This is a genomic window from Bacillus sp. 41-22 (assembly GCF_025809295.1).
GTDB classification, from domain to species: Bacteria; Bacillota; Bacilli; order Bacillales; family Bacillaceae_G; genus Bacillus_A; species Bacillus_A mycoides.
Map to the genome: position 1 here is coordinate 494748 of NZ_CP084035.1, position 11836 is coordinate 506583.

Genomic DNA, 11836 nt, shown 5'->3' on the forward strand with positions numbered 1-11836 from the left:
AAATTCAGCGAAAGCAAAGAAGTTAGGTGGGGATTAACTGCCCGCAAAAGCCCGATTGGTGAGGGCTAATAATCAGTGTGGATAAACAAAACTCCCACTGATTAAAGTTTCACTTTATCCACAAAGGATTACGCTTTCATTAGACAGTAAAATCGGAATATTAACAGCTATATCCACATAATCCACAATTTTTAGAAAATTATCCACAATTCTCACGTTTAGAATTCATTTAAATAAATGAATTCGTAAAATACTTTTGTAATTTATGCACAATTCTACGGTTTTTGTGGATAAGGTTGTCCACAAAAAAGGTTCCTTATAAATAAGGAACCTTTTTTGCTAATTCATTGGAAAATCTTATGTAATGAAACTGAATAATTAGGGGGGAAACCTTCTAATTATTCAGTTTCACTTTAAATACTTTTTGAGCGATAGCCCGCTGCACGATCTGCTTTTCGAAATTCTCGCTGATAGAGAACTTCTTGTGTACTAGATAATGTGTTTTTTGCTTTATCACGTTTCTTTTTATCCATTACAAATCACCTCGTGTCCTAAAGTCACTATCTATCGTTTCCAAAGACATGGGGTGATATACATATATGTCAAACTAGTAATGATTGATTATTATTTCTGAATTTTTAGATTACGCTTCTTTTAATTGGTGTGCTTCTTGGAATGTTGTATCTCGCATTGTTGCAAGTGTATACTGATCTTTTGGAATTTCATATAAATTATATACTTCTTCATGCGCGTTAATTTCATCATAAACGGCTTTTCTTGTTTCGTTTGCTAGATTTACATATTGTAGTTTTTCGGCAGCTTTAATAGACCGAATATTTATTTTACGAATACGCATAAAAATCGTTTCAATATCTAATTCATAGAAAAGTTCGCTAAAAAATGAATCTTTCGCCAATTTATTATATCCTTTACCATGATATGGTTTGCCAAGCCAAGTTCCGAGGAATCCAGCTTTTTCTTGCACATCAAATAAAGTAATTGTGCCGATGGGGTTACCCCATTCATCTAAAATTGTGCGTGAGATTAATTCTCCACGCTCTTCGGCTTCGATTGTTTGTTTCGTTAAAAATAAATATTCTTCATAAGAATAGGCCTTTTGACGCACAAAAGGGAAGACAGCAGGATCCACCATTAATTCGTATAGAACGTGGCTGTCGTGTAAGTCGCGTTTTTTCAACACACTAACTCCTCCTCACACGAGGGTAGCATGACGAAAAAGCACCCACCCTCGAAATTTTTATATCAATCTTTAAAAAATTTCGGGGTGGGAATCGAACCCACTAGAACCAGTTTCTAACGCTGGTGGCGCACCATTTGCCTTCCCCATTCATCAATTTGAAAATGATAATCACGACACAAATTGATTATGGTTTCATTCAGTTTATAATCGTATAATACTGTATCTAGTCAAAAAAATAAACTAGTTTTTTTTATTTTTTTTGTAAATTATTTTTCCGTCAATCATAGTGAGTACAGGCTTGGCTAAATAATGGAAAGGATGATGTGTCCATAACACGAGGTCAGCATCTTTTCCAACATCAATGCTTCCAATTCTATCCTCCAAACGTAAATTTCGAGCTGGGAAAATAGTGATTCCTTCCAACGCTGTTTTCTCATCTAATCCTTCTCTTACTGCAATGGCAGCGCAAACATTTAAATATTGAATTGGTGTATAAGGGTGGTCGGTTGTAATAGAAACTTCTACTCCATTTTTCGATAAAATATGATAAGTATCCCACGTTTTGTTTTTAAGTTCGATTTTCGAACGTCGCGTAAGAGTAGGTCCAACTGAAACTTTTAAATTGTGTTTCGAAAGCTCTTCAACAATAAAGTGTCCTTCTGTACAATGTTCAATACGTAAATCAAGATTGAATTCTGTCGCAAAGCGTAAAGCTGAAGTGATATCATCTGCGCGGTGAGCGTGGATACGTACCGGTATTTCTCGGCGGAGTGCTTTTAAAATAGGTAGCATTCGAAAATCAGCTTCATGCCCGTAGTGTTGTGCGTCATAGAATGATTCACGAAGTAACCCCATAATTCCCATACGTGTTATTGATTCTTTTGTACCGTTACTATGGAACTTTTTAGGGTTTTCTCCAAAGGCAATTTTTAAACCAGCAGGTTCCTGAATAATCATATGATCTATACAAGTTCCAGCAGTTTTTATTACGCAAGTAGTACCGCCGATAATGTTTTGGCTTCCGGGCATCACGTGAACAGTCGTAACACCATTTTGTACAGCGTCTTGAAATGCAATATCAAAAGGATGAATCCCGTCTAAAGAACGGATATGTGGTGTTGAAACTTCGGATGTTTCATTTGCATCATTACCAGCCCAACCAGTACCTTCATCGTAGAGGCCAAGGTGAGTATGAACATCAATAAATCCAGGCAAGAGATGAAGAGCTCGTGCATCTATAACGGTCATATCCTGAGTAGTATCAATATGAGGTTTGACCGCGGCAATGCGTTCTCCTATAACGAGTACATCTCCTTGAAACTTTTGGGATGTAATAGGATATACAATGGCTTGTTTGAGCAATATTTTCATAGAGACCTCATTTCCGTCACCTTGTAATGTGTAGAATAGGTTTAGACAAAGTAACTGAAAGGTTTTTCGTGTAGTAATGCTCCGGTGTTTAAAAAGTAAGAAGTCTTGGAGGAGATAGACTACCCGTAAAACTGTATTTTAAAAGTACTACATTGTATGCAAGAGGATATTTTGTAATGCATGGTTAACTGTTGGAAATGTGTATTGATATCCATGTTTAATAGCTTTATTGGGTAATACATGTTGCCCTTCTAATACAAGTATACTCATCTCACCGAGTAAAGCGCGAAGTACAAATGAAGGAACAGGTAGCCAATGAGGTCGCCTAGTTATAGTGGCAATAATTTCACCGAACTCTTTCATCCGTATTGGCGTTGGCGCTGTAATATTAAAAGTTCCGTCAATTTCTTTTTTGTGAATGATGAAATCAATCATGCGAACGACATCGTCTATATGAATCCATGATAACCATTGGTTTCCAGATCCAAGTGTACCGCCGATATATAATTGATAGGGAAGTAGCATTTTTGGAAGAGCTCCTCCATCTGCGCCTAATACGACTCCAAATCTTGTGTAGACAGTTCTTATTCCAATGGAGCGGGCTTTAGATGCTTCTTGCTCCCACAAATATACTGTGTTTGCTAAAAAGTCATCTCCTGGAGTCTCTTGCTGTTCTGTAAAAGATTCGGTTTCAGATGTCCCATAGTATCCAATGGCACTTGCATTAATAAATGTGTGTGGCTTTGTTTCAAGTGTTTGTAATTGTTTAATGAGTCCTTTTGTTGTTTGAATTCTACTGTTTAAAATTGATTCTTTTTGTTTTTTTGTCCATCTACTATTAATAGATTCTCCGGCTAGATTAATAACTACATCGATAGAGGAGAGAGGGAAGGTCTGTAAATCCGGTGTCCACTGTACGTATTGAAGGTTAGTGTGTGAAGTTTCAGCAATTTTTTTTCGAGTAAGAATGTAAACAGTAAATCCCTTTTGAATAAAAAAACTAGAAAGGGATTTGCCTATAAAGCCAGAGCCACCAGAAATTGCGATTTTCACAATCATTTCCTCCTCATTATATATATTCTTGAAAAGAAAAAACGTTCCTTGACTATGTTAAAATAATAGAGAGGTGAGAGTATGACTGTCATTACAAAAATAGAAGTGCAAAAACGATCGAAAGAACGATTTAATATTTATATTGATAAAGGTCAAGGCGAAGAGTACGGGTTTAGTGTGAATCAATCAATCTTAATGAAACATGGGTTACAAAAAGGCTTAGAAATTGATGAAGTAGCGTTAGGGAATATTTTGTACAATGAAGAGGTACAAAAAGCATATTTACAAGCGATTTCCTATTTATCCTATCAAATGAGAACAAAACAAGAAATAGAAGATTTCTTACGAAAAAAAGAAGTGGGACAGGCCATCATCTCTGAAGTCGTTTCGAAATTATTACATGATCGATATATTAATGATAAAGAGTACGCTATTTCATACGTGCGAACGCAAAGTAATGTGAATCAAAAAGGTCCAACTGTTATTAGGAGAGGGCTATTAAGTAAAGGTGTTCAGGATTTAATCATTACACATAGTTTACAAGAGTATCCAAAGGAGAAGCAAATGGAGAATGCTTTGTTTCTTATAGAAAAGAAGAAAAAATCTTATCAAAAGCATTCATTTTTACAAATGAAGCTAAAGTTAGATGAAATGCTTGTTCGTAAAGGATATTCTAGAGATGTGATTCAAATTTGCTTGGAAGAATTGAAAGACGAAAAAGATGACGAACAGCAAGAAGAAGCGTTACACTATCATGGGAATAAATATTATGAGAAATATAAGAAGTATGATGGTTGGACATTCGAAAATAAGGTGAAGCAAGCGTTATATCGAAAAGGGTTCTCTATTGATGAGATAGATATATTTTTACAAATGAAACGTGAAGAGGGATGAGGAAATAAGATGGGTACGCCAAAACGCTACAGTGAAATGACACCACATGAGCTAAGGGAAGAAATTGGGGTTTTGAAGGAGCAAGCAGTAAAGGCTGAGCAACTTGGAATTGTAAATGAATTCGATGTATTAATGAGAAAAATGGCTATGGCTCGTGCTTATATGATAGATATAAATAAATTCCATATTGGTGAGACATATGAATTAGTAGAAGAACCTGGTGTGGTATTTAAAATTACGTATTTCAATGGGGTATTTGCTTGGGGATATAAGCAACATGATAATGAAGAGATTGGAATACCAATTTCCTTGCTACAAGAAAAATAAAAACCAGAGAGCGAATCTCTCTGGTTTTCATCTTTGGTAGGCGTTAAAGGAGATAGGAGATTCTAAAATTGGCGTTTTTTACATTCGTTTGCCAGTATAATGAGAGACTGGGTTTGTTGCGTCTGTCCGTTAACTTGCGCCTTCGCATGTTTTGGACGAGTCCACGTATGGTTAAATAATTCAGAACGACGATCTAAATGGTCACGGTAGCTCATCTTTATCACCTCGTGTAGGAATTTAATTTGTACTACTCTTCCTGCTGATTTGCAGCACGCATACGCTCTTGTGGGTGCGTGTTAATTGTGCCGTTAGGTCGTTTCGAAGCGAAGCGTGATTTCGCTTTCGGTTGACTGTCGATTTTGCTGTTGTTTTTTGACTCAGACCAAAATTCGGCTTGTCTACCCATTAAGAACGCCCCCTCATTATCAGTTGATACCTCTTTAAGAAGTATCACTTATAGAATGTGCAAAATAGAAGAAACTATCCTTTAGAAATTAAGGGAATAAATAGGTAAAAGGAGAATAGAACATGAATGATATTTATGAAACATTAACGAAAGAATTATTAGATAAAAATGACAACCTTTCTTACGCACAAGCTCGTGCATGGGTTGAATTACTGTGGGAAGACTTCCGAACAACTTATGCTAAATCAGGTCGTTACCAAGGTGAGGAAATGACTGAACAAGTGGTACGAACATGGGTTAATAATCATGGAGGGCGCCTTCATGAAATGCGTACAAATAATCCGAAGTATAGCCATTTAATCAATCAAGAAGATCATTTGAAACATTAAAAAAAGCGACGTAGGTCGCTTTTTTTAATGTGGAAGCAATTCCAGTTTCTTTCGAAGTTTCTCTTCGCTGAAAATCCATCCTGTATATGAACTAATAATATTTAAATTTTGATCGAGCTGAACGATTGCGACGAATGGATAATAATCTTTACTTCGATACCGCAAATCAATAAATCGAACTTCATAATAGTTATCATAATCGAAAATATCCCAGCGATATACAGGCGAGAAAGATAAGAAAGCAGATATATTTTCATCTCGCACAGCGGCTTGCATAATGGCGGTATTCGGGAACGGTACGCGATTAAATTTATCGTATACAAGGATGTTACCGCGGTGCCATCTTGCTACGTAGTAATGTTCAGTTGTAACGACGGCTAAATGATAATGATAAAATTTGTAAGAAGGAGAAATAATTACTTTCTCTACATTTTTGAAACGTTTGTATACTACACTTTTAATATTTCGATGCATCATAATGCGGCCGATATAGTAAACAAACATTAATATATACGCTGCTAAAGCAGTATACCCTTTATGTGCTCCGACAAGCATACAGGCGATAGCAAGTATATGGATAAAGAAAATGACAGTATCAAACGTATTAATTATGCCGAGCGCTACCCATTTTTTTGTGAAGGGCCTTAATGCCTGTGTACCATAGGCATTGAAAATATCCACAAAGACATGAAGAAAGACGGCAATAAATGACCAAAGTAGTAGATGCAGATAGGGAGCGTCTGAAAAGAAGGCGAAAGAGATGCCACTTATAAGGAGTGACCAAAGGATCACTGCAGGGATGGAATGAGTAATCCCGCGATGATTTCTTATATATTTAGCGTTATTACGCAATTTTAAAACTGTATCGATGTCAGGAATATTGGAACCGGCAATTGTTGCAAGCATCACTGCTTGTGGCCCAATATCACTTTGTGCTATAGCTGGATCTAATGTTGCCAAACTGCCTAGAGTAACGCCCATAACAAGGTGAGTGGCTGTGTCCATAGAAATCCACCTCCGTTTTTTATTAATGTAACTCTTTTTATTCGATACCTCAAGTCCTTTGCCTTCTATTTCCTATGTCATCTTACTTAAATTTTTTCCTAAAATCTTTATAATAGTACGTATATGCAAAAAAATGAGGGGGATCAAGTTTGACACTTGAAATATTAAATGAGTTTAACATAGAACAGTTTCAAAATGATTTAATTGGTTGGTTTGAAAAAGAACAACGTGATTTACCGTGGCGAAAAAATAAAGATCCATACCGTGTTTGGGTTTCAGAAATTATGTTACAGCAAACAAGGGTAGAGGCTGTAAAACCATATTACGCAAATTTTATGGGGAAGTTTCCTACGCTTGAAGCGCTAGCAACTGCCGATGATGAAGAAGTATTAAAAGCATGGGAAGGCTTAGGTTATTATTCTAGAGCACGAAATTTACATGCTGCAGTAAAAGAGGTAAAAGAAGTATACGGCGGGACAGTACCGAGCGATGTAAAGAAAATTGAAAAATTAAAAGGAGTGGGACCATATACAAAAGGTGCCATTTTAAGTATTGCATATGGCATACCAGAGCCAGCGGTTGATGGAAATGTTATGCGCGTATTATCTCGTATTTTATCAGTGTGGGATGATATTGCAAAACCGAAAACGAGAAAAGTTTTTGAAGAGATTGTGCGTGAAATTATTTCTATAGAAAATCCATCTTATTTTAACCAAGGTTTGATGGAATTAGGGGCATTAATTTGTATACCGAAAAATCCATCTTGTTTACTTTGTCCTGTACGTGAACATTGCAGAGGGTATGCTGAAGGTGTTCAAAAAGAACTACCAGTGAAGAGTAAAGCGAAAGCACCTACAATGGTACCGCTCGTTGCGGGAGTACTTCAAACTGAAGATGGCCGTTACGTAATTAATAAACGCCCAAGTACGGGATTACTGGCTAATATGTGGGAGTTCCCGAATATTGAACTAAGTGAAGGTATTCGTAATCAAAAACAACAGCTTACGGATTATATGAAGGAGAGCTTTGATCTCTCAGTTTCTATTGATGAATACGCGATGAATGTACAACATACTTTTACACATCGTACTTGGGATATCTTCATATTTTACGGAAAAGTAACAGGTAATATTGTCGAAACGGATACATTAAAGTTTGTATCGAAAGAAGCGTTTGAACAGTTACCTTTCTCGAAATCACATCGTACAATTTACGAAAAGTGTGTTGAGAAAATTACAATGCAGTAAAGTGAAACTTTAATCAGTGGGGGGGGTTCTTCATCCCCCACTGATTATTAGCCCTCACCAATCGGGCTTTTATGGGCAGCCCGACCCCAACCTAACTTCTTTGCTTTCGCTGCATTTTGATGTGGGGTCTTACTGCCCGGCGAATAGCGGGATAAATAATAAAAACGTGTTCCAGAACTTTGGAACACGTTTTTTTATATTGAAAATAAATTTGTATTTTGAGGTTGAAAATCCACGCGTTTATAATCCGCCCCGTGACTCGATTTCTTTCACAACTTCTTTATAAATCGTTTGTCCCTCTACATTTAGATAAGGCATAATTTGCTGAAATGAATGATGAAAATAAGCTAATTCATCCTCTTTCCATTCATTTTTGGAAATCATAGTTAGCTCAGTCATATCACGTCCAGTATACATATTCCCACCTCCATCATATGTAGTTTGAATGAGTGATAAGAGATATATACGTGAATTTTTAAAAAGAAAATTAGGGATAACTTCTAAGTGAATTGGTTACATTATTGATTGTGGAGGTGAGAAAGATGAGTAAAAAACAACAAGGTTATAATAAGGCAACTTCTGGTGCTAGCATTCAAAGTACAAATGCTAGCTATGGTACAGAGTTTGCAACTGAAACGAATGTACAAGCAGTAAAACAAGCGAACGCACAATCAGAGGCACAGAAAGCACAAGCTTCTGCTGCTCAAAGTGCAAATGCTAGTTATGGTACAGAGTTTGCAACTGAAACAGATGTGCATGCAGTGAAAAAACAAAATGCACAATCAGCTGCAAAACAATCACAATCTTCTAGTTCAAACGAGTAATGAAAGAAAAACACTTCTCCAATTCGAGAGAAGTGTTTTCTTTGTGTGCGTGTCACTGTAATGAAAATAAAGGGAACGACATAACTTCTAATAAGTCAACAAATATAGTCAAAGGAGAAAGAAGTTCACGATTAGAAAATATGTAATAGGAATTATAACTGGCGAATGAATCAAAAAGGGGGTAAGTGATGAACGATTTTGATAAGTTGGTAGGAGAGCAGTTGGAAACGATGGATGAGCTTTTAAAGTTACAATCACATTTAGAGAAGTATCAGCAAATTGAAATGAGTGGAAGGGATACGTGCGATAAAAAAGAATTGCATTTTATCCGTCAAGAAATATATAGAACAGAAATAGCATTAAAACTTTTGCATGAAAAATTTGAACAGCAAACGAATAATGTGATTCAATCTTTTGAAACCGAAAAAATAATTTCAAATTAAGGGTGAGATATGTTGTTGATTTTAGGTGAAAAGTCCTTTCTTAAACAGAGGTGAGGGGGCTTTTCTTTTTGTTATACCTTCGTTTAATCTTCTAAAATACGTATTGCTAATTCATAGGAAATGTTCCTTCGTTAAAAGGGTTAGTGATGTGGTATTCAATAATACAAACTTCATTATATTCCTCATGAAAACAAGTGTCCTATCGCTTTAGTTTTAAAATTTTGACAAAAAAGTTATAATAGAAAAAAAGTGAATGCAGTTCAAGGGGTAGTTAAGACAACTTAAGAAAAGCATTTGCGGTTGAAAGAAGGGAGCATATATGGGATTTCCCAAAGAAGGAGAAAAGGTACAAATACATAGTTATAAACATAATGGCTCCATTCATAGAATGTGGGAAGAGACAACAATTTTAAAAGGGACGCAGAGCCTTGTGATCGGAGCAAATGATCGTACAGTAGTTACGGAATCAGATGGTCGAACATGGGTTACTCGCGAACCTGCGATTTGTTACTTCCATGCTAATTATTGGTTTAATGTAATTGGAATGCTGAGAGAAGAAGGAGTATATTATTATTGTAATTTAAGTTCTCCTTTTGCATATGACTCTGAAGCATTAAAGTATATTGATTACGACTTAGACATTAAAGTGTATCCAGATATGACATATACACTTTTGGATGAAGATGAGTATGAAAAGCATAGTCAAATCATGCAGTATCCACCTGTTATTGATACAATTTTAAAACGAAATGTAGCACATTTAACACAGTGGATTCATCAAAGAAAAGGTCCATTCGCACCGGATTTCGTAGATATGTGGTACGAAAGATATTTAATGTACAGAAATTAAAACAAACCTGCAGGGAATTTCCCGGCAGGTTTGTCCTATTAGAGGGGGGATTATGTGCAAGGTATAAAAAGATATTTACAATTTGTTAAACCATATCGATGGCTTATTGCTATTACAATTATTATTGGTCTTGTGAAGTTCGGTATCCCGCTTATTATGCCATGGTTATTAAAGTATATTATTGATGATGTTATTCAAGGCACGGGATCGCTTCAAGAAAAAACGTCTCAATTAATAACCGCAATTGGGATTGCTTTTTTTATTTTTGCAGTAGTAAGACCGCCGATAGAATATTATCGTCAATATTTCGCGCAGCGCATTGCCAATACAATACTATACGATTTACGAAAATACATTTTTGGGCACTTGCAAAAATTGAGCTTACGTTATTATTCGAACACAAAAACAGGGGAGCTTATTTCACGTGTAATCCATGATGTAGAACAAACGAAGGACTTTGTAATTACTGGTCTTATGAATGTCTGGTTAGATACTGCAACAATTGTTATTGCCATTATCGTTATGTTTTCTATGAATATAAAATTAACCTTTGTTGCTTTATTAATCTTACCTATTTATGTAGTTGCAGTGAAATATTTTTTCGGGCGCCTTCGAAAATTGACGAAAGAGCGCTCGCAAGCGTTAGCAACTATGCAAGGGTATTTACATGAACGTATTCAAGGGATGCAAGTGACACGTAGTTTTGCATTAGAAGAGTATGAAAGAGGACAGTTTGAAAAGAGAAACAATGAATTTTTAACGAAAGCACTAACTCATACGAGTTGGACGGCGAGAACGTTTTCGGTAGTGAATACGTTAACGGATTTAGGGCCGTTACTTGTTATTGGTTTTGCGGCATATGAGGTAATTCAAGGGTCGTTAACACTGGGTACGATGGTTGCTTTTGTTGGATATATGGATAGTTTATATAGTCCGCTTCGTCGCCTTGTTAATTCATCTACAACATTAACACAGTCTTTCGCTTCGATGGATCGAGTGTTTGAATTGTTGGATGAAAAATACGATATTGTTAATGTGCCAAATGCGGTGCAAGCGAAAAGGCTAGATGGGGAAGTTATATTTGATAATGTTTCTTTTCGTTATAATGCGGATGAAAAAGAAATATTGCATAATCTGTCATTAACTATGCGCCCGGGAGAGAAGGTTGCGCTTGTAGGGGCAAGTGGAGGAGGAAAGTCATCTCTTGCTAGTTTAATTCCGCGTTTTTACGATGTTTCTGAAGGTGCAGTTTATATAGACGGGATAGATGTAAGAAAGTATAATATGAGAAATTTACGTAGTCATATTGGAATTGTGCTACAAGATAATTTATTATTTAGCGATACAATCGGGGCTAATATTTTATATGGCAATCCGAAAGCTACAGAGGCGGAAGTGATTTCAGCTGCCAAAGCTGCACAAATTCATAATTTTATTACAGAGTTGCCAGAGGGCTATGATACTGTCGTTGGGGAACGTGGTGTGAAATTATCTGGTGGACAAAGACAGCGTGTAGCAATCGCACGGGTTTTTCTAAAGAATCCGTCTTTACTTATATTAGATGAAGCAACTTCCGCTTTAGATTTAGAAAATGAACGATATATTCAAGAGGCACTGCAAACGTTAGCTGCAGATCGGACAACAATTATTATTGCACATCGATTAGCGACGATTACGCATGTTGATACAATTATTTATGTTGAAGATGGTGAAATAAAAGAAAAGGGTTCTCATGAAGAGTTAATGAAAAAGAGGGGGTTTTATTACAATCTATATCAACTTCAGCATATAACAGAAACAGCTCCTTTAGCGTAAAAGGAGCTGTT

The 11836-nt window shown here is 36.2% G+C and carries 16 protein-coding genes; 8 read left to right on the forward strand and 8 right to left on the reverse strand.

Translation table 11 applies throughout. The annotated features are described in order from the left end of the window. Positions 1–413 precede the first annotated feature (413 nt). From LCF45_RS02530 to LCF45_RS02545, 4 genes are all read right to left on the reverse strand, one after another. A complete protein-coding gene (locus tag LCF45_RS02530) occupies positions 414–533 on the reverse strand; it encodes a YfhE family protein (protein ID WP_000358484.1) in 120 nt (39 codons plus the stop codon). Between the two features lie 110 nt (positions 534–643). Further along, the gene (locus tag LCF45_RS02535; RefSeq protein ID WP_002091129.1) at positions 644–1201 is read right to left on the reverse strand and encodes a GNAT family N-acetyltransferase; all 558 of its coding nucleotides are present in this window, start codon (positions 1199–1201) and stop codon (positions 644–646) included. Between the two features lie 240 nt (positions 1202–1441). Then, complete coding sequence (locus tag LCF45_RS02540) at positions 1442–2572, reverse strand: amidohydrolase (RefSeq protein WP_002010318.1); 1131 nt, start codon at positions 2570–2572, stop codon at positions 1442–1444. Between the two features lie 147 nt (positions 2573–2719). Continuing rightward, entirely contained in the window at positions 2720–3625 is a 906-nt protein-coding gene (locus tag LCF45_RS02545; protein WP_217700530.1) for a TIGR01777 family oxidoreductase, read from the reverse strand. 81 nt (positions 3626–3706) lie between these two features. On the opposite strand from LCF45_RS02545, the gene recX reads away from it, so the two are divergent. Then, on the forward strand, positions 3707–4519 hold the full coding sequence (gene recX, locus LCF45_RS02550; RefSeq protein ID WP_002125056.1) for a recombination regulator RecX: 813 nt from the start codon (positions 3707–3709) through the stop codon (positions 4517–4519). Between the two features lie 9 nt (positions 4520–4528). Further along, positions 4529–4846, forward strand: a complete 318-nt coding sequence (locus tag LCF45_RS02555) for a YfhH family protein (protein WP_002010323.1) — start codon at positions 4529–4531, stop codon at positions 4844–4846. A 62-nt stretch (positions 4847–4908) separates the two neighbouring features. On the opposite strand, the gene LCF45_RS02560 is transcribed toward LCF45_RS02555, so the two are convergent. Then, on the reverse strand, positions 4909–5061 hold the full coding sequence (locus LCF45_RS02560; protein ID WP_002010325.1) for a YpzG family protein: 153 nt from the start codon (positions 5059–5061) through the stop codon (positions 4909–4911). Positions 5062–5093: 32 nt separating this feature from the next. Next, positions 5094–5252: a small, acid-soluble spore protein K gene (locus LCF45_RS02565; RefSeq protein WP_002125059.1), complete on the reverse strand. Its 159-nt coding sequence runs from the start codon at positions 5250–5252 to the stop codon at positions 5094–5096. Between the two features lie 122 nt (positions 5253–5374). Here LCF45_RS02565 and LCF45_RS02570 point away from each other — a divergent pair, with 122 nt between their 5' ends. Then, positions 5375–5641 carry a YfhJ family protein gene (locus LCF45_RS02570; protein ID WP_002010328.1) on the forward strand — a complete coding sequence of 89 codons (267 nt, stop codon included), beginning with the start codon at positions 5375–5377 and terminating at the stop codon, positions 5639–5641. Between the two features lie 24 nt (positions 5642–5665). On the opposite strand, the gene LCF45_RS02575 is transcribed toward LCF45_RS02570, so the two are convergent. After that, on the reverse strand, positions 5666–6646 hold the full coding sequence (locus tag LCF45_RS02575) for a metal-dependent hydrolase (protein WP_002125060.1): 981 nt from the start codon (positions 6644–6646) through the stop codon (positions 5666–5668). A 149-nt stretch (positions 6647–6795) separates the two neighbouring features. Between LCF45_RS02575 and mutY the strand changes: the two genes are divergently transcribed. Then, the gene (gene mutY / locus LCF45_RS02580; protein WP_002091125.1) at positions 6796–7893 is read left to right on the forward strand and encodes an A/G-specific adenine glycosylase; all 1098 of its coding nucleotides are present in this window, start codon (positions 6796–6798) and stop codon (positions 7891–7893) included. 240 nt (positions 7894–8133) lie between these two features. On the opposite strand, the gene LCF45_RS02585 is transcribed toward mutY, so the two are convergent. Then, positions 8134–8310 carry a hypothetical protein gene (locus LCF45_RS02585; RefSeq protein ID WP_002091123.1) on the reverse strand — a complete coding sequence of 59 codons (177 nt, stop codon included), beginning with the start codon at positions 8308–8310 and terminating at the stop codon, positions 8134–8136. 125 nt (positions 8311–8435) lie between these two features. Here LCF45_RS02585 and LCF45_RS02590 point away from each other — a divergent pair, with 125 nt between their 5' ends. The 4 genes from LCF45_RS02590 to LCF45_RS02605 all read left to right on the forward strand — a co-directional run bounded on the left by LCF45_RS02590 (position 8436) and on the right by LCF45_RS02605 (position 11825). Continuing rightward, complete coding sequence (locus LCF45_RS02590; RefSeq protein WP_002125062.1) at positions 8436–8717, forward strand: gamma-type small acid-soluble spore protein; 282 nt, start codon at positions 8436–8438, stop codon at positions 8715–8717. 188 nt (positions 8718–8905) lie between these two features. Next, positions 8906–9160, forward strand: coding sequence for a YgaB family protein (locus LCF45_RS02595; protein ID WP_002010338.1), 255 nt, complete (start codon positions 8906–8908; stop codon positions 9158–9160). Positions 9161–9479: 319 nt separating this feature from the next. Further along, the gene (locus tag LCF45_RS02600) at positions 9480–10010 is read left to right on the forward strand and encodes a nucleoside tri-diphosphate phosphatase (RefSeq protein ID WP_000506630.1); all 531 of its coding nucleotides are present in this window, start codon (positions 9480–9482) and stop codon (positions 10008–10010) included. Between the two features lie 54 nt (positions 10011–10064). Next, positions 10065–11825, forward strand: coding sequence for an ABC transporter ATP-binding protein (locus LCF45_RS02605; protein WP_002169212.1), 1761 nt, complete (start codon positions 10065–10067; stop codon positions 11823–11825). The last annotated feature ends 11 nt before the right edge of the window (positions 11826–11836 follow it).